General features: G+C 72.9%; 15 protein-coding genes. 10 read left to right on the forward strand and 5 right to left on the reverse strand.

Annotated features, from left to right (window positions below; translation table 11 throughout):
• On the reverse strand, nucleotides 1–3,954 hold a 3,954-nt coding region (locus NUV38_RS08950; protein ID WP_257728796.1), incomplete at its 3' end, for a DEAD/DEAH box helicase.
• 88 nt (nucleotides 3,955–4,042) lie between these two features.
• Between NUV38_RS08950 and NUV38_RS08955 the strand changes: the two genes are divergently transcribed.
• The gene (locus tag NUV38_RS08955; RefSeq protein WP_257728797.1) at nucleotides 4,043–5,083 is read left to right on the forward strand and encodes a DUF3048 domain-containing protein; all 1,041 of its coding nucleotides are present in this window, start codon (nucleotides 4,043–4,045) and stop codon (nucleotides 5,081–5,083) included.
• 104 nt (nucleotides 5,084–5,187) lie between these two features.
• Here the strand turns inward: NUV38_RS08955 and NUV38_RS08960 are convergent, their stop codons facing one another.
• On the reverse strand, nucleotides 5,188–5,850 hold the full coding sequence (locus NUV38_RS08960; RefSeq protein WP_055968778.1) for a TetR/AcrR family transcriptional regulator: 663 nt from the start codon (nucleotides 5,848–5,850) through the stop codon (nucleotides 5,188–5,190).
• A 136-nt stretch (nucleotides 5,851–5,986) separates the two neighbouring features.
• Between NUV38_RS08960 and NUV38_RS08965 the strand changes: the two genes are divergently transcribed.
• On the forward strand, nucleotides 5,987–6,517 hold the full coding sequence (locus tag NUV38_RS08965) for a hypothetical protein (protein ID WP_257728798.1): 531 nt from the start codon (nucleotides 5,987–5,989) through the stop codon (nucleotides 6,515–6,517).
• Between the two features lie 89 nt (nucleotides 6,518–6,606).
• On the opposite strand, the gene NUV38_RS08970 is transcribed toward NUV38_RS08965, so the two are convergent.
• Nucleotides 6,607–7,446 carry a MerR family transcriptional regulator gene (locus NUV38_RS08970; RefSeq protein ID WP_257728799.1) on the reverse strand — a complete coding sequence of 280 codons (840 nt, stop codon included), beginning with the start codon at nucleotides 7,444–7,446 and terminating at the stop codon, nucleotides 6,607–6,609.
• A 17-nt stretch (nucleotides 7,447–7,463) separates the two neighbouring features.
• On the opposite strand from NUV38_RS08970, the gene NUV38_RS08975 reads away from it, so the two are divergent.
• From NUV38_RS08975 to NUV38_RS08990, 4 genes are all read left to right on the forward strand, one after another.
• The gene (locus tag NUV38_RS08975; RefSeq protein WP_257728800.1) at nucleotides 7,464–8,024 is read left to right on the forward strand and encodes a YqgE/AlgH family protein; all 561 of its coding nucleotides are present in this window, start codon (nucleotides 7,464–7,466) and stop codon (nucleotides 8,022–8,024) included.
• Nucleotides 8,025–8,094: 70 nt separating this feature from the next.
• Nucleotides 8,095–8,385 carry a DUF3039 domain-containing protein gene (locus NUV38_RS08980; RefSeq protein ID WP_257728801.1) on the forward strand — a complete coding sequence of 97 codons (291 nt, stop codon included), beginning with the start codon at nucleotides 8,095–8,097 and terminating at the stop codon, nucleotides 8,383–8,385.
• On the forward strand, nucleotides 8,378–10,072 hold the full coding sequence (locus tag NUV38_RS08985; protein WP_257728802.1) for a DEAD/DEAH box helicase: 1,695 nt from the start codon (nucleotides 8,378–8,380) through the stop codon (nucleotides 10,070–10,072). Before NUV38_RS08980 ends, NUV38_RS08985 begins: the two co-directional genes overlap by 8 nt.
• Nucleotides 10,073–10,092: 20 nt before the next feature.
• A complete protein-coding gene (locus NUV38_RS08990) occupies nucleotides 10,093–11,049 on the forward strand; it encodes an alpha/beta hydrolase (RefSeq protein WP_257728803.1) in 957 nt (318 codons plus the stop codon).
• Nucleotides 11,050–11,089: 40 nt separating this feature from the next.
• Here the strand turns inward: NUV38_RS08990 and NUV38_RS08995 are convergent, their stop codons facing one another.
• Entirely contained in the window at nucleotides 11,090–11,713 is a 624-nt protein-coding gene (locus NUV38_RS08995) for a TetR/AcrR family transcriptional regulator (protein ID WP_257728804.1), read from the reverse strand.
• A 121-nt stretch (nucleotides 11,714–11,834) separates the two neighbouring features.
• Between NUV38_RS08995 and NUV38_RS09000 the strand changes: the two genes are divergently transcribed.
• From NUV38_RS09000 to NUV38_RS09015, 4 genes are all read left to right on the forward strand, one after another.
• Nucleotides 11,835–12,713 carry an oxygenase MpaB family protein gene (locus tag NUV38_RS09000; protein ID WP_257728805.1) on the forward strand — a complete coding sequence of 293 codons (879 nt, stop codon included), beginning with the start codon at nucleotides 11,835–11,837 and terminating at the stop codon, nucleotides 12,711–12,713.
• A 98-nt stretch (nucleotides 12,714–12,811) separates the two neighbouring features.
• Complete coding sequence (locus NUV38_RS09005) at nucleotides 12,812–15,367, forward strand: hypothetical protein (protein ID WP_257728806.1); 2,556 nt, start codon at nucleotides 12,812–12,814, stop codon at nucleotides 15,365–15,367.
• 90 nt (nucleotides 15,368–15,457) lie between these two features.
• Nucleotides 15,458–16,495 (forward strand): LLM class flavin-dependent oxidoreductase, encoded by a 1,038-nt coding sequence (locus tag NUV38_RS09010; protein ID WP_257728807.1) that lies wholly within the window; start codon nucleotides 15,458–15,460, stop codon nucleotides 16,493–16,495.
• Nucleotides 16,496–16,560: 65 nt separating this feature from the next.
• The gene (locus NUV38_RS09015) at nucleotides 16,561–16,698 is read left to right on the forward strand and encodes a hypothetical protein (protein WP_257728808.1); all 138 of its coding nucleotides are present in this window, start codon (nucleotides 16,561–16,563) and stop codon (nucleotides 16,696–16,698) included.
• Here NUV38_RS09015 and NUV38_RS09020 read toward each other — a convergent pair.
• On the reverse strand, nucleotides 16,685–17,251 hold the full coding sequence (locus NUV38_RS09020) for an isochorismatase family protein (protein WP_257728809.1): 567 nt from the start codon (nucleotides 17,249–17,251) through the stop codon (nucleotides 16,685–16,687). The two genes, NUV38_RS09015 and NUV38_RS09020, sit on opposite strands and share 14 nt — an antisense overlap.
• Between the last annotated feature and the right edge of the window lie 11 nt (nucleotides 17,252–17,262).

Raw genomic sequence — 17,262 nt, forward strand, 5'->3', positions numbered from 1 at the left:
GCCGCCACGCGAGCGGTGCGCGCCGCGGCCGCCGAGGCGCGCACGCACCGGCGCGTAGGAGTCGCCCGCGACCCGACCGGACCAGACGAGCTGCCACAGCGCCTCGACGACGGCGTCGTCACCCGGGGGCTTCTCGTCGGTCGCCAGCGCCTGCGTGAGCTGGCGGAAGAGGTAGGCGCCTCCGTCGTCGAGGAGCTCCAGCAGACGCAGGCCGAGTGCGTCGGGATCGACCGGGTCGCGGCGGGCCGGGAGCACGAGGTCGGCAGGGTGGAGCTGCACCCAGCCGTCGCTCCCCGCGAGCGTGCCGGCACCGGTCCACACGACCTCACCCGCCCCGAGCAGCTCGTCGAGCTGGGCGGGGGAGTAGTCGCGCACCCGGCTGGGGAGCACGAGGGACTCCCAGGCCGACGCGGGCAGCGGCACGCCGGCGAGCTGGTCGACGACGGTGAGCACGCCGTCGAGCCCGCGCAGCGACCCACCGACCTCCTGCCACGACGGGAGAAAGCGGGCGAACGTGCGGGGCTCGACCGGCTCGATCTGCTGGCGAGCAGCGGCGAGCGACCGGCTTCGCAGGCGGCGCAGCACCTCGACGTCGACGTGCTCGGTGCCCGACGCGCCGGGACGGAACTCGCCCTCCACCAGCCGGTCCTCGCGGGTGAGCCGCGTGAGGACGTCGAGGACCACGGCACGGCCGAGCCCGAACCGCGCGGCGACCTCCTCGGCCGTGAACGGACCGTGGGTGCGGGCGTACCGCGAGACGAGGTCACCCAGCGGGTCGGCCACCTGCTGCAGGAGGGCGTCGGGGATGCCGAGCGGCACCACCACGCCCAGGGCGTCGCGCAGACGGCCGGCGTCCTCGACGACCACCCAGCGCGGCTCGCCCGCCACCGGGAGCTCCACGACGCGACGGGCGTGCTGCAGCTCCTCGAGCGCGGGGACGGCGTCGTCGACCAGGCGGTCGTCGACCTCGGTCGTGGTGAGCGGCCCCAGCAGACGGAGCAGGTCGGCCGCACCCTCGGTGCCCTTGAGGCGGCGGTCGTCGGCGAGGCGCTGCAGCTCGGCCTCGGTGCGCTCGAGCACCTCGGGGTCGAGGAGCTCGCGGAGCTCGGCGCGGCCGAGCAGCTCCGACAGGAGCGTGGGGTCGAGGGAGAGCGCCGCGGCGCGCCGCTCCGCGAGGGGCGTGTCGCCCTCGTACAGGAACGTGGCCACGTAGCCGAACAACAGCGTGCGGGCGAACGGGGAGGCGGTCGAGGTCTCCACCTCCACGATGCGCACCTCCTGCTGCGCGACCCGCTCGGCGAGCGTGGTCAGGGCGGGCAGGTCGTAGACGTCCTGGAGGCACTCGCGGGCGGTCTCGAGCAGGATCGGGAAGTCCGGGTGCTCACGTGCGACGTCGAGCAGCTGGGCAGCGCGCTGGCGCTGCTGCCAGAGCGGCGCACGTGCGCCGGGGTTGCGCCGAGGCAGCAGCAGGGCGCGCGCCGCGCACTCGCGGAACCGTGACGCGAACAGCGCGGAGCCGCCCACCTCGGCCGTGACCACGCGCTCGAGGTCGTCGACGTCGAGGACGAAGAGGTCGGCTCCCGGGACCTCGTTGCCGTTGCCGTCGCCGGTGCCGTCGTCCGCCCACGGCCCGGAACCCCCGCCGGGGCCGTCGGGGGCCCACGGGGAGGAGGTGTCGGGGATGCGCGCCACGATGCCGTCGTCGGTCGCGACCACCGAGCCGTCGACGCCGTAGCGGTCGAGCACCCGCGCGGCGACCACGAGCGCCCACGGTGCGTGCACCCGTCGGCCGTACGGAGAGTGGAGCACGACCCGCCAGTCGCCGAGCTCGTCGTGGAAGCGCTCGACCACGAGCGTGCGGTCGGTGGGCAGCGTGGGCATGGCCTCGCGCTGCTCGTCGAGGAAGGCCATCAGGTTGAACCGGGCCCGCTCGTCGAGGTGCTCGGGCGCGCTGCCCTCGGAGACCCGACGCACGAAGGCGCCGATGGCCTCGCCCAGCTCGGCCGGCCTCCCGGCGGCGTCGCCACGCCAGAAGGGGAGCCGAGCCGGCTCGCCGAACGCCGGGGTGACGATCACCCGGTCGTGGGTGATCTCCTGGATGCGCCAGCTCGTGGCGCCGAGCGCGAACACGTCGCCGACCCGCGACTCGTAGACCATCTCCTCGTCGAGCTCGCCGACCCGCTTCGACGGTCCCTCGTCGATGCCGTCGGCCAGCACCACCGCGAACAGTCCGCGGTCGGGGATGGTCCCGCCGCTCGTGACGGCGAGGCGCTGGGCGCCGGGACGGCCGGTGATGGTCCTGGCGTCGCGGTCCCACACGACGCGAGGCCTCAGCTCGGCGAAGCGGTCGGAGGGGTAGCGACCGGCGAGCAGGTCGAGCGTGGCCTCGTACGCCGAGCGGGGGAGCGCGGCGAACGGGGCCGAGCGACGGACGACGTCGAACCAGGCCTCGACCTCGAGCGGCTCGAGCGCGCACGCGGCGACCGTCTGCTGCGCCAGCACGTCGAGCGGGTTGGCCGGCACCGACAGCCGCTCGATGGCGCCCTCGCGCATGCGCTCGGCCGTGACGGCGGCACCGACCAGGTCGTGCCGCGTGGTGGGGTAGACGAGGCCACGGGAGACCTCGCCCACCTGGTGGCCGGCGCGGCCGACCCGCTGCAGTCCGCTGGCCACCGACGGGGGCGTGGACATCTGCACGACGAGGTCGACGGCGCCCATGTCGATGCCCAGCTCGAGGCTCGACGTGGCCACGACGCACCGCAGGCGCCCCGACTTGAGGTCGTCCTCGATCAGGGCGCGTTGCTCCTTGCTGACCGAGCCATGGTGGGCACGGGCCAGGGCGCCGACCTCGTCGGGGTCGCGGGAATCGACGCTGCCGCGTCCCGAGGTGGTGCCGCTGACCCCGCCGACCGAGGCGGGCGGGAGTCGGCTGCGTCCGGAGGCCTCGGACCTGGCCTCGCGGTCGGACCACAGCTCGTTGAGGTGGGCGGTGAGCCGCTCGGCCTGACCGCGCGAGTTGCAGAACACGATGGTCGAGCGGACCGACAGGATGCGTTCGACCACGTCGTGCTCGATGAACGGCCAGATGCTGCCGCCGTTGTCGTCCTGCAGGGGGTCGCTGATCGAGCGAGCCCCCGAACCCTCGTCGCGCACGACCTCGTCGGCGTCGGCCGACGGGGGCCGGGACAGCTCGGTCATGTCGTCGAGCGGCACCACCACGTCGAGCTCGAGGCGCGACGGTGACGGTGGCGCCACGACGTGCACCGGCGCTCGGCCGCCGAGGAACCTGGCGACCTCGTCGTGCGGGCGGACCGTGGCGCTGAGCCCGACCCGCCGGGCCGGCTCGTCGAGCAGGTCGTCGAGCCGCTCCAGCGAAAGGGCCAGGTGGGCGCCGCGCTTGGTGCCCGCCACGGCGTGGATCTCGTCGATGATCACCGTGTCGACGCCGCGCAGGGTCTCGCGCGCCGCCGACGTGAGCATGAGGAAGAGCGACTCGGGGGTGGTGATGAGGATGTCGGGGGGACTGGTGACCAGCGAGCGGCGGTCACGTGCCGTCGTGTCGCCCGAGCGCACGCCGACGCGGACGTCGGAGAACGTGTCGCCGCGGCGCGCCGCCACCTGCGTGATGCCGACAAGGGGCGAGCGCAGGTTGCGCTCGACGTCGACCGCGAGCGCCTTGAGCGGCGAGATGTACAGGACGCGGGTCCGACGCTCCTTCTCCGGCGTCGGCTCGTGCAGCAGCCGGTCGATCGCGGACAGGAACGCCGCGAGGGTCTTGCCCGACCCCGTGGGCGCCACGACGAGGACGTTCTTGCGCTCGGCGATGCCCGCCCAGGCCTCGGTCTGCGCCGGCGTGGGAGCGGAGAACGCGCCCTCGAACCACTCCCGCGTGGCAGGAGCGACCGCGCTGAGGGGATCGGTCCCCGGCGGAGGGGCGCTCGACGGGTCGGACACCAGTCTATCGTGGCAGTCACCGCCGACACCTGCGCGTCGTGCGGCCCCGGTCCCGCGGCGGGGGTTCGACGTGCGGCATGCTGACGGCATGCTGTCGCGTCGTGTCGCCGTGCTGGTCCCTGCCCTCGCCGCGAGCCTCGTGCTCGCCGCCTGCTCCTCCGACTCCGAGCCCAAGGCGGAGCCCGAGGCGTCGAAGGGTGCCGGGGCGAAGCTCGTCCAGGTCTCGCCGGTGACCGGCGAGGCCCTGCCGGACGGGCCGCCGGACAACCCGGTCTTCGTCGTGAAGATCGAGAACACCGCCAACGGTGCGCCCCAGGTGGCGCTGGACAAGGCCGACCTGGTCGTCGAGGAGCTCGTCGAGGGTGGACTCACGCGTCTCGCGGCCCTCTACTACTCCGAGCTGCCCGACCAGGTCGGGCACGTGCGTTCCATGCGCGCCACCGACATCGGCATCGCCGCGCCCGTGGCCGGCCAGATCGTGGCCTCCGGTGGTGCCTCCGGGACGATCCGCAAGGTCAAGAAGGCCGGCATCACCGTCTTCTCCGAGGACGAGGGCGCTGCCGGCTTCAGCAGCGACCCGGCCAAGGTGCGGCCGTACAACCGGCTGATCGACCTGCAGCGTCTCGACAAGGCGGCCAAGGTCGCCCCGATCCCCGGCCCCTACCTCTCCTGGACCCCGGTCAAGGGGTCCGAGGGAGCCGAGGAGTCAGCCGCGCCCGAGGCGTCCGCCGCCGCCGCGCCGGAGCCCACGCCCGCCTCCACCGCGTCGGTGCGCTTCTCGCCCTTCTCGACCACGCAGTGGAAGCGCGACGGCGACACCTGGGTGCGCACCAACGGGCACGCCGCGAAGGAGTTCAAGGCCGACACGCTTGTCGTCATGTTCGCCGACGTCGGCGACGCCGGCTACACCGACCCGGCCGGCAACCCCGTGCCCGAGACGAAGATGAAGGGGGCGGGTCGCGCCGTGCTGCTCACGGCCGACGGGGCCCTCGAGACCACGTGGACGAAGAAGTCCAACGACTCCACGATCACGTTCGAGGCGAAGGACGGCACGCCCGTGCGGGTCGCGCCCGGCAAGACGTGGATCGAGCTGGTCCCCAAGGGCGACGGCGCGCTCGACGTCGGCTGAGCCCGGCCTGGCCCCTCGACAGGCTCGGGGAGCGTGGAGACGGGCTCGGGGAGCGTGGAGACGGGCTCGGCAGCGGGGCGACGGACTCGGCCGTGGGCTGGGGTTCAGGCCGGGGGATCGGCGAGCGAGGGCAGCAGCCGCATGCCCGCGAGGATCCCGCTGATGGAGGCCTGCACCTCGGCCGCGGCCTGGTCGGCGTCCTCGGCGTCGGCCACGTACTCCGAGCTCGACCGGATCGCACCGAAGAAGATCGCGGCGTAGGCCTCGCTCAGCTCGCCGGCGCCTCCGAGGTCGTCGAGGAGGGCATCGACGGTGCGCTTGACGATGCCGAACGACGCGGCACGCTCGGCGACCACCCAGCGCTCGTGACCCAGGGCGACCGGGCCCTCCTGCAGGCAGATCCGGCGGAACTGCGGCTCGCGGCAGACCTCGAGGAAGCCCTCGAGCCCGATCTGGGCGCGCTCCCAGGGGTCGTCGACGGTGTCGATGCGCTTCTCGATGGCGCGCGTGGCCGACTCCTGGAGCCGGTCGAAGACGCTCTCGAAGAGCGCGAGCTTGCTGGGGAAGTGGTGGTAGAGCGCGCCCTTCGTGACGCGGGCCGCGGCGACGACCTCGTCGAGCGACGTCCCGGCGTACCCGTGGGCGGCGAACAGCTGCGTGGCGTTGTCGAGCAGCGCGCGCTTCGTGCTCGAGGAGTAGCCGGTCCGGCGGGTCGTGCTCCGGGCGGCGCGGAGCACCTTCTTCTGCACCTTCGCGGGGCTGCTCATGCGTTCCATCCTACGCACGGGGGGTGGTGAGCCTCACAACCGCTGGGATTGCCTGACCTGCGCGGATACAACATACTCAAAGTACGTACCGAGGGTATGTTCCCTCGCACGACGGTCCCCCGAAAGGAGCACCTCCATGACCTGGGATGCCTACAACCGTCGCAAGTCCGCCCTCCGCGAGGTCCTGGCCCTGGCCGATCGCCGACGCCACGACACCGCCGACCAGCTGCTTGACGCGGTCCCCGACGCGCGCGCCGCGTTCGGTGACGACCTCTCCCTGCTCTTCGACGTCCAGATGGCCTGGTACCAGCGCCTCAGCGGCGAGCTCGACCGCACGGTCCTCGAGGGCGACTCGCCGGCGACCGTGGCCGTGGAGGCCTGGGTGGCCTGCGCCGCCGAGATGCCCGGCGTACGTGCGCTGCTCGACGCCCACCGCGACCGGCCGGAGCTGGCCAAGGCCTTCGCCAAGGAACGCGCGCTGCTCGCGGTCTCGGCCGGCATCTCCAGCTGGCACCCCGACCTGGTCGGCCAGGGCGAGCACCTCGTCTCGCAGGCCCGTGAGCAGGTCGAGTACCCCAGCGTGGAGTCGATGCCTCCGCTGCACGGGGGGTCGGACAACCGCACCAGCGCCTTCATCACCCGCCTGCGCAACGCCCTCGCGGCCTGAGCAGGCCCCAGCACGTCACCTCGCCCGCGCGTTCCCTCCCTCCAGCGCGGGCGGGGTGATTCCCCCGCACGGCGCCGTCACGGACGAGGTCAGTGACGCGTGCGACGCTCGCGGCCGCGCAGGCCGACCTCGTCGAGCTGGGTGCCGATCTCCGCGTCGATCGCCTCCGCCAGCGCGTGGCGGAACATCGCGTAGGTCACCTGGCTCGCGACCGGCAGCAGCTTCTCGATGGCGCCCAGCACCTCCGGCGCCTCGTCGGCCGGAAGCCCGTGGTCGATGAAGGGCTGGGCGATCGCCGCGACCGCGTTCGAGACGAACGCGTCAGCGATGGCGCGCAGGTTCTGCTGCATCAGCGGGAACAGCGCGATGATGTCGTTGGCCGGCAGTCCGAGGGCCACGGCGGCTGCGCCGTTGCGCACGATGGCCGGCTGGATCAGGCGCACCGACTCGTGGTCGTCCTCGACCCACGCGGCGAGGCCGAACTCCACGAGCGCGTCGATGAGTGCGTCGTCGCGGTCGACGTGGGCCAGTGCGGCGAGCGCGTCGCGGCTCATGAGCTCGGGCTCGACGTCGCTCCACGGCTCGTCGAGCAGGTGCAGCAGGTCGAGCGCCGTGGCGGTGGCCGTCGCGGGGCTCGAGAGCACCGCCTTCTCGACGGCCGCCAGCGTGTAGCCGCGGTCGAGCAGGTCGCGCACCAGCTGCAGACGCTGCAGGTGCCCGCGGTGGTAGTAGCCGGTGCGGCCCTCCAGGCGCGGCGGGTCGATGAGCCCGCGCGCGGCGTAGGCACGCACGTTGCGGACCGTCATGTTCGCGCGCGCCGCGAGCTCGTCGACGGTGTACTCCTCGTCGGGTCCGGGCGCCTCGGAGGCGGCCGTCAGCGGCGACCCGTCGACGTCGGCGGGCCCGGTTCCGTCCTCCGGCGCAGGCATGCGGGCATCATAGAGGCATGGACTCGCTGCGCGGTCAGCTGCTGGTGGCCACCCCGGCCATCGAGTCGGGTCCGTTCCTGCGCAGCGTCGTGCTGCTGCTCGACCACGACGACGACGGCGCTCTGGGCGTGATCCTCAACCATCCGCTGGACGCCGACGTCGAGGACGTGCTCCCCGCCTGGGGGCGGGCCGTGAACGCCCCGGACTGCCTGTTCGAGGGTGGCCCCGTGGCCACCGACTCGGCGTTGGCGGTCGGCGTGCGCGCCGTGGCCGACGTCGGCCCCACGCCTCCGCAGGGGTGGCGACCCATGGCGGGTCGGGTCGGTCTGGTCGACCTCGATGGCCCGCTGCCCCAGGAGGGCAGCCTGCGTGGGCTGCGGGTCTTCGCCGGGTACGCGGGCTGGGGGCCGGGCCAGCTCGAGGACGAGACGGCCGAGGGATCCTGGCTCGTGGTCGAGGCGCGCGACGACGACCTGCTCTCGCCCGTGCCGGAGACGCTCTGGCGCGAGGTGCTGCGCCGCCAGGACGACGACGTCCGCTTCTGGGCCACGTTCCCGGACGACCCTTCCAGCAACTGACCTGCGGGGTCGGCCGCAGTCACCGCCACCGGCGCGTGGGGGGCCTCGACGTCGTGGCGGAGCCGTTACGATGGGCGGCGTGGGATTCTTCGGCAGCGGCACCCAGACGGTCCAAGACGAGCGCACCGACCAGCGGGGCGACGAGCGTCTCGAGGACGGTGACCACGAGCGCTTCAGCCACTACGTCCCGAAGGACACGCTGACCGAGGCCATGGTCATGGGGACCCCCTGCATCGCGCTGTGCGGCAAGGTCTGGACCCCCAGCCGGGACCCGCAGCGCTTCCCGGTGTGCCCGGAGTGCAAGGAGATCTGGGACGGCATGCAGCCCGGCGGCGAAGGCGACTCCGGCTCCGATGCCTAGCCAGCGCCTCCGGGCCTGGCAGCGTGACGCGTTCGACCTCTACACGCGCACGCAACCGCGCGACTTCCTCACGGTCGCCACGCCGGGTGCCGGCAAGACCACGTTCGCCCTCACGATCGCGGCCGACCTCATGCACCGCGGTGTCGTCGAGCGGATCGTCGTCGTCACCCCGACCGACCACCTGAAGACGCAGTGGGCGCTGGCCGCGTCGGGTCTCGGCATCCGGCTCGAGCCGGCGCTCGCCGGTGCCATGCCGCCGGGGTTCGACGGGTACTGCGTCACCTACGCCGGTCTCGCGGTCAACCCCAACGGCCACCGCGTGCGCATCGACGCCCGCAAGACGCTCGTCATCCTCGACGAGGTCCACCACGCCGCCGACGCCCTCTCGTGGGGCGACGCGGTGCAGGAGGCGTGCGAGGGAGCCACCCGGCGCCTCTCGCTCACCGGGACCCCGTTCCGCTCCGACGACAACCCCATCCCGTTCGTCACCTACGCCCCCCAGCACGACGGCACGAAGCAGAGCGTGGCCGACTACGCCTACGGGTACGGGCGTGCCCTCCGTGACGGCGTGGTCCGGCCGGTGCTGTTCATGGCCTACTCGGGGCAGATGCACTGGCGCACCCGCGCCGGCGACGAGGTCGCCGCGCGGCTGGGCGAGCCGCTCACGAAGGACGCGACCGCGCAGGCCCTGCGCACCGCCCTCGACCCGGAGGGTTCCTGGATGCCCACGGTGCTGCGCGCCGCGCACCGGCGGCTGATGGAGGTCCGGCGCGACATCGCCGACGCCGGCGGGCTCGTGATCGCGTCGGACCAGGACTCGGCCCGTGCGTACGCCAGGCTCCTGGCCGACATCACCGGCGAGGTCCCCACCGTGGTGCTCTCGGACGAGACGGGCGCCAGCGCCCGGATCGCCGAGTTCTCGGCGTCGATGTCACCGTGGCTGGTCGCGGTGCGCATGGTCAGCGAGGGCGTCGACATCCCCCGGCTGGCCGTCGGCGTGTACGCCACCACGGTCGCCACGCCCCTGTACTTCGCCCAAGCCGTCGGACGCTTCGTGCGAGCACGCCGCCGGGGCGAGACGGCGTCGATCTTCCTGCCGAGCGTCGCCGGTCTGCTCGGTCTGGCCGCCGACCTCGAGGCCGAGCGCGACCACGTGGTCGGCCGTCCGGTCAAGGACGAGGGTGACCTCTTCGCGGCCGAGGCCGAGATGCTGGCCCGCGCCCAGGCAGGGGAGTCGGCGTCGGCCGAGCTGGAGCAGGGGACCTACCAGGCGCTCGGCAGCGAGGCCGACTTCGACCGTGTGCTCTTCGACGGCGGCGAGTACGCCGGTGCCGTCTCGGACTCCCTGGACGACGACGACCTTGACTTCCTCGGCATCCCCGGTCTGCTGGAGGCCGACCAGGTCGCCGAGCTGCTGCGGGCGAAGCGCTCCAAGCACGCCTCGGCCCCGCGGGCAGCGGCGTCGCGCACCGCCGCCGACGTCGCCCACGAGAAGCGCAGCGAGCTGCGACGCGAGCTGAACGGCCTGGTCGGCGCCTGGCACCGACGTACCGGTCAGCCCCACGGTGTCACCCACGCCCAGCTCAGGTCGCAGGCCGGCGGGCCGGCCGCCGCGCAGGCCACCGTCGAGCAGCTTCAGCAGCGCGTCGACCTGCTGCGGAGCTGGGCTCTCCGGGCGTCGGGCTGAGCGCGCCGTAGCGTGGCCCCATGAGCCTGCCCCTGGTGACCCGCGTGTTCGGCGTCCTCGAACGTCTGTCGTCGACCCCGATCGAGGAGGTCGACGACTTCGCGCCGCGGCGTGAGCAGCGGCTGAGGCTCCAGCGCTCGCCCGTCGGGCGCTGGCTCTTCGGCACGGCCGACCCTGCGGTGCGCACGACCGAGCACCACGTCGACGTCGACGGCCGTCCGCGCCGGTTCCTGCAGCACCGGCTCGTCGGGGGTCCGTCCGCCACGACGGCGCCGCCGGTGGTGCTCAACCTGCACGGCGGTGGCTGGGTGCAGGGCAACCCCGAGCAGTCGGCGTGGTTCGCGAGCCGCGTGGCGGCACGGACGGGTGCCGTGGTGCTGTCGTTCGACTACCGGCTGGCTCCGGAGCACCCGTTCCCCGCCGGCGTCGACGACGCGTGGGCGGCGCTGCAGTGGGTCGTCGAGCACGCCGAGGAGCTCGACGTCGATCCCGACCGGGTGGCCGTGATGGGCGACAGCGCCGGTGGCGGCCTGGCGGCGACGGTCGCGCTGATGGCCCGCGACGCCGGTGCGCCGCGTCTGCGCGCCGAGGTGCTGGTCTACCCCGGGGTGGAGGCGTACGACCGGTGGCCGAGCGAGGACGAGTTCGCCGACGCGCCGGTGCTGACCTCGTCGAACATGCGCGGCTTCGTGCGGCGCTACCTCGGCGACCAGTACGGCACGCTGGACTGGCGCGCGTCGCCCATCCGCGCCGCGTCCCACGCCGGGCTGCCGTCGACGCTCGTGCTGGTGGCCGGGCACGACCCGCTGGCCGACAACGGTCGCCGGTACGCGGCCCAGCTGGGGGAGCAGGGCGTCCACGTGGTGCTCCAGGAGTTCCCCGAGGCGCTGCACGGCTTCATCAGCCTGCCGGGCGTGAGTCCGTCGGCCGCCGACGCGGTGCAGGCCACGTCGGCGTTCCTGCGCGACGTGCTCTGAGCGCGCCCGCGTCCGGCCGGGCTCGACGCAGCGGGTCCGCTCAGGCGTCGAGCACGGTCGGCACGACCTCGTCGACGATCGTCACCAGCGTGGCGCGCAGCAGCACGTGCACCTGCGCACGGTCGAGCGTGCCCTGGAGGAGCCACTCGCGCGCCGCCGAGCGCGCCAGGTTTCCGTAGGTGCGGACGAGGGCCCGCAGGAGCTCCTGGGACGCCCCACCAGGGGTGAGACCGACTGCCTCGAGCACGCGGTCGACGGTGGCACCCTCCGCCTCGTCGAGGATCTGCTCCAGGGCGGGGTCGCGGCCCAGGCCGTGGGCGTCGGCCGCGGCGATCCACGTGGTGCCGGCCGCCTCGAGGGAGTCGACGTACCAGGTCACCGCGGCGTCGATCCGTTCGTGCACGGTGCCTTCGGGCAGGGACTCCACGGCCACCGACGGCACGGTGGCGGCCTCGCGCACCACCTCGAGGTAGAGGTCGCGCTTGGTGCCGAAGTAGTGGTTGATGAGTCCCCGCGCCACGCCCGCGTCGCGCGCGATGCCCGCGAGGGACACGTCAGGGTAGGGCCGTGCCGCGAAGGCGGTGGTGGCCGCCGCGAGGATCTCCGACCGTCGCTGGTCGGCGCCGAGCCGTTGCCAGCGTGGTCCCTCGGGCGTCGTCGTCACGCGACGAAGCCTGCCACGCGAACCCGTCGGAGTGTTCGGCCGTTGACGGAGCACCCACGCGGTGGCATTGTTGGCGCCGCGCCAACAAGCGTGGTCGCAACTCGACGGAGGACTCATGCGCATGATCGGACTGCTGCCCCGCGACCACTGGATCGAGCGCATCGAGTCGCTCGACCCGACGACCGACTACGAGGACATCTCGCGCATCACCGGACACCACGAGTTCCCGTGGGACATCCAGCAGGCGCTCAGCTTCGCGCTGTTCCGCACGTACGCCGTCCCCAGCATCGGCCGACTCCTCGGCGCCACGGAGGAGTTCACCGAGCGCACCCAGAAGCGGCACGACGACACGGTGATCGTGCTCGAGACCGTGCTCGAGGACGGTCTGGAGAACCCGCAGGGGCGTGCGGCGATCCGTCGGATGAACCAGATGCACGGCAGCTACGACATCGCCAACGACGACATGCTCTACGTGCTGTGCACCTTCGTCGTCGCTCCCGTGCGCTGGATCGAGGAGTTCGGCTGGCGCCCCCTGACCGAGACGGAGAAGGTCGCGGCCGTGCAGTACTACCGTCGGCTGGGACGCCTCATGGGGATCACCGGGATGCCCGAGGACCTCGCCGGCTTCGAGCGGCACATGGACGAGTACGAGTCCAGGCACTTCGCCTTCGACCAGGGAGGCCGGGCCGTCGCCGACTCGACGCTGGCGCTCTTCGCCGACTTCTACCCCCGGCCGCTGCGTCGCGTCATGCGGGTCTTCGCGGTCGCGCTCCTCGACGCGCCGCTGAGGCGCGCGTTCGACTACCCGGACCCCCCGCGCTGGGTTCAGGGTCTGGCTCGACGGTCCCTGCGCCTGCGGGGGAGGGTCGTGCGCCTGCTGCCGCCGCGCCGCCGGCCCTACGACCCGCGCCGGTCGCACCGCATCCGCAGCTATCCCGGCGGCTTCATGGTCGAGCGTCTCGGCACGTTCCCCTCGTCGATGCCGGCCGACGTGGCCTGACGGCACGACCGGCTGGGGCTGGTCGCACCGCGGAGGAACCGGTACGGTCGTACCGGATCGAGGTGTGACTCTTGGGTAAGTTCGTCGTTGGACCCGGCATGACACGCAGGCGTCGGCACGGCTGGGGCATCGCGGTCGTGGTCGTGACCATGTCGCTGACCGCGGCGATGCTGCCCGCCTACGTGACCTGGACCGAGCAGTTCCACGGGGACGCGACGACCGCCGACCGCGCCCTCGACGGCACGGCCCTCGACGGGGCCGACGCCGCCGCGGTCTCCGTCCTCCAGGGTGGCGCGGGGAACGACGGCCACGACCACGTGCACAACGATCCCGCCACGAAGAACGCCGTCTCGCGGACGCCGGACTCGGCCGAGACGGCCGATCCCACCAGCGCCACGCAGGCCGCCGCCGGCAGATCCGCGGTGGAGGCTCAGCGGGCCGAGAAGGACCCGACGCTGCTCCCCGGGATCGCGCCGGCGAAGCGCGCGTCGGTCCCGACCGACCGCTACGCCATGGCGGGCGGCTGCTACGCGCTGCAGGGTCCGGACGGCCGGTGGGTGCGCCGATCGGGCGCCGGCTGGACCACCTCGGCGACGAGCGTCGCCGACGCGGAGCCCTTCCACTTCCAGGCCACCGACCTCGGCAGCTACCTGCTGTTCGCCAAGGACGAGAGCTTCCTCTCGGTCGGGCTGCTCGGGGTGGTCGGCCGCACGTCCACCGCCTCGGCGAGGACCACCTGGACGGTCGAGCGCACCGCGCGAGGCTTCACGTTCGCGCGTGGTGCGAAGGTGCTCGGTGCCGACGGCCGCGGACGGCTCACCGAGCGGGCCTCGACGCCGTTCGCGCTCCGGCTCACGTCCGGCTGCGCGGCCTGGCCGGAGATCACCACGAACGTGAGGGGCGAGCCGCACCGTGGTGCATCACCCTTCCAGGAGGTGCGCGGCTACCTCGACGCCCACACCCACGGCATGGCCTTCGAGTTCCTCGGTGGGCAGGTGCACTGCGGCCGCCCGTGGAGCCCCTACGGCGTCAAGGCCGCCCTCGTCGACTGCCTCGACCACCAGCTGGCCAACGGTGCGGGCGCCCTGCTGGAGAACCTGATGAGCAAGGGCGGCACGCCCGTCGGCTTCCACGACCCCGTCGGCTGGCCCACGTTCAAGGACTGGCCCAGGCCCGACTCGCTCACCCACGAGGGCACCTACTACAAGTGGATGGAGCGGTCGTGGCGCGGCGGGCAGCGCCTGTTCGTCAACCTGCTGGTCGAGAACAACCAGCTGTGCACCGTCTACCCGCTCAAGCGCAACTCCTGCGACGACATGGACAGCATCCGGCTGCAGGCGAAGCAGATGCGCAACCTCGAGCGGTACGTCGACGCCCAGTACGGCGGTCCCGGCAAGGGCTGGTACCGGATCGTCACCGACCCGTTCGAGGCGCGGAAGGTGATCAACGAGGGCAAGCTCGCGGTCGTCATGGGCATCGAGACGAGCGTGCTGTTCGGCTGCTCCACCAAGCTCGACCAGCCGCAGTGCACGAAGGCGGAGATCGACCGTCAGCTCGACGAGGTCCACGACCTCGGCGTGCGCCAGATGGAGCTGGTCAACAAGTTCGACAACGCCCTCTCCGGCGTGGCCGGCGACACCGGTGGCATCGCGCCCCTCATCAACGGCGCCAACTTCCTGGAGACCGGGTCCTTCTGGGACATGAGGACGTGCGAGAACGGCCAGGAGGGGGTCGAGGACCGCAGCCAGCTCACGGCGCCCACCCTGGTGCCCGAGCAGGACGCGCTGTTCGGCGCGATCGCGAAGCTCTACATCCCGGTCAAGCTCCCGCTGTACGCCTCGGGCCCGCACTGCAACGCGCGCGGCCTCACGTCGCTCGGTGACCACACGATCCTGCGGATGGCCGAGAAGAAGATGCTGTTCGACCCGGACCACATGAGCGTCGCGGCACGGAAGTCCTCCCTCGACCTGGTCGAGCGGATCGACTACCCGGGTGTCCTGTCGAGCCACTCGTGGTCGACCCCCGACGCCTACCCCCGCATCTACCGGGCTGGTGGTGTCGTCACCCCCTACGCCGGCGACAGCGACGGCTTCGTCGAGAAGTGGCGCCAGCACCTCGCCTGGGCCGACCCGCGGTACTACTTCGGGTTCGGGTTCGGCGCCGACATCAACGGTCTCGGTGCCCAGGGCGACCCGCGTGGCGCCGACGTCCCCGACAAGGTCACGTACCCGTTCAAGGGTCTCGGCGGGGTGACGATCGACAAGAACGTGAGCGGCACCCGCGTGTACGACATCAACGCCGACGGCGTGGCCCACTACGGGCTGTACCCCGACTGGATCGAGGACCTGCGCAAGCAGGGCGGGCAGGCCATCGTCGACGACATGGCCCGGGGCGCCGAGGCGTACCTGCAGACGTGGGAGCGCGCCGAGGGCGTCGCCAACGACGGCTGCCGCGACCGCGCGGCCCGCCCGAGCGACGCGGTCGTCACGCGGCTGAGGACGGGCTCGTCCGTCGAGAGCGTCCTCAGGACGATGGGTCAGCCGCACAGCCGGCTCGGGACCAGCTTCGGCTACTGCACGAAGACCTCGGCGGGTGCCACGAAGAAGCGGACCGTGACCTTCACCCCGAGCGGCACGCTGAAGAAGGTGGTCTGAGGCTCCGTCGTGCAGGACCCGTCCGGGCCCCGTCTCGGGGGCCCCGGCCGGCGAGGGAAGTCTTCGGCCCCCTGCGGCGTTGACCCACGTATGCGCTTGTCCGTCCTCGACCTCGTCCCTGTCCGCACCGACCAGACGACGTCCGACGCCGTCGCGGCCTCCGTGCAGCTCGCCCAGACCGCCGACCGGCTCGGGTTCGAGCGCTACTGGGTGGCCGAGCACCACAACATGGCCGCGGTCGCCGCCACCAGCCCTCCGGTGCTGATCGGCATCCTCGCGTCGGCCACCGACCGGATCCGGGTCGGGTCCGGCGGGGTGATGCTGCCGAACCACGCGCCGCTCGCAGTGGCCGAGCAGTTCGCGCTGCTCGAGGCCGCCTACCCGGGCCGCGTCGACCTGGGCATCGGCCGCGCCCCGGGATCGGATCCCGTCACGTCGTGGGCCCTGCGGGGTGCCGCCGGGCGCGACGACACCGACGTCGAGAACTTCCCGCAGTACCTCGACGACGTCGCCGCCCTGATGGACGGTCGCGGCGTCCGCGTGCCGATCCCGCAGCGCGAGTACGTCCTCAAGGCCACGCCCGTCGCCGCCTCCACGGCGCGTCTGTGGCTGCTGGGCTCGTCCATGTACTCGGCGCAGCTCGCGGCCGCGAAGGGTCTGCCCTACGTGTTCGCCCACCACTTCTCCGGCCACGGGACGGAGGAGGCGCTCGCCCACTACCGCGCGAACTTCCGTCCGTCGGACCTGGCGGACCGACCCACCACCTTCCTCACGGTCAACGCCTCGGTCGCCGCCACCGAGGCCGAGGCGCACGCCCAGGCCCTGCCGAACCTGCAGAACATGGCTCGGCTGCGCACCGGCCAGCCCCTGACGGCACTCGACCTCGTCGAGACCGCGCTCGCCACGGACCTGCCGCCGCAGCAGCAGGCCATGGTCGACGCGGGGTCCGCCCGATCGGTCGTCGGCGACCCGGCCGGCGCCGCCGCGCAGGTGCGCGAGCTCGCCGAGCGGTTCGACGTCGACGAGGTCATGCTGCACCCGGTCGGGTCGGCCCGCCTGGGCACGGACCCGCGCACCTCGCCGGCGCGTGACGAGACCCTCGAGCTGCTCGCGAAGGAGCTGCTCTGAGGGTGTGCGGCGCGCGTTCACCGCGCTGACGCCGAGCGTTCAGGTGCGCTGGTCAGGCTGGCGCCATGAAGCACTCACTGACCCGTCGCGACGTCCTCGCCTCGATCCCGGTGGTCGCCCTGGGCGCGCTGCTGTTCGTGCTGCCGCCCGCCCCGGACCAGCCGGAGAACGCGTCGACCGCCTCCGCGGTCAGCGCTCCGTGACGCGGACGCCCGCCGCCGTCAGCTCCTGACGCAGCGCCGGGAGGCCGGCCGGGCTCACGGCCGCGGTCAGCTCCTCGACGACGCGCACCGTGAAGCCCTCGCGCGCGCCGTCGAGCGCGGTGGCGCGGACGCAGTGGTCGGTCGCGATGCCCACGACGTCGAGCGTCGTGACGCCGCGCTCGCGCAGCCACGTGGTCATGGGCTCACCCTCCGCCGTGGCGCCCTCGAAGCCGGAGTAGGCCGCCTCGTACTCACCCTTGAGGAAGACGGCGTCGAACAGGTCGGTCGTGAGAGGCGCGTGCAGCTCAGCGCCGGGTGTTCCGACCACGCAGTGCCGCGGCCAGGAGTCCACGAAGTCTGGAGTGTCGGAGAAGTGCGCCCCGGGATCGATGTGGTGGTCGCGCGTGGCGACGACCGTCGCGTACCGGCCCTCGGCGACCAGCTCGGCGACCCGACGGGCGACGTCGGCCCCGCCGGCCACCGCGAGCGACCCGCCCTCGCAGAAGTCGTTCTGCACGTCCACCACCACGAGGGCGGTCGTCTGGTCGGGCATGTCGTCCTCCG

It is taken from the genome of Aeromicrobium sp. 50.2.37 (assembly GCF_024655735.1).
Lineage (GTDB): Bacteria > Actinomycetota > Actinomycetes > Propionibacteriales > Nocardioidaceae > Aeromicrobium.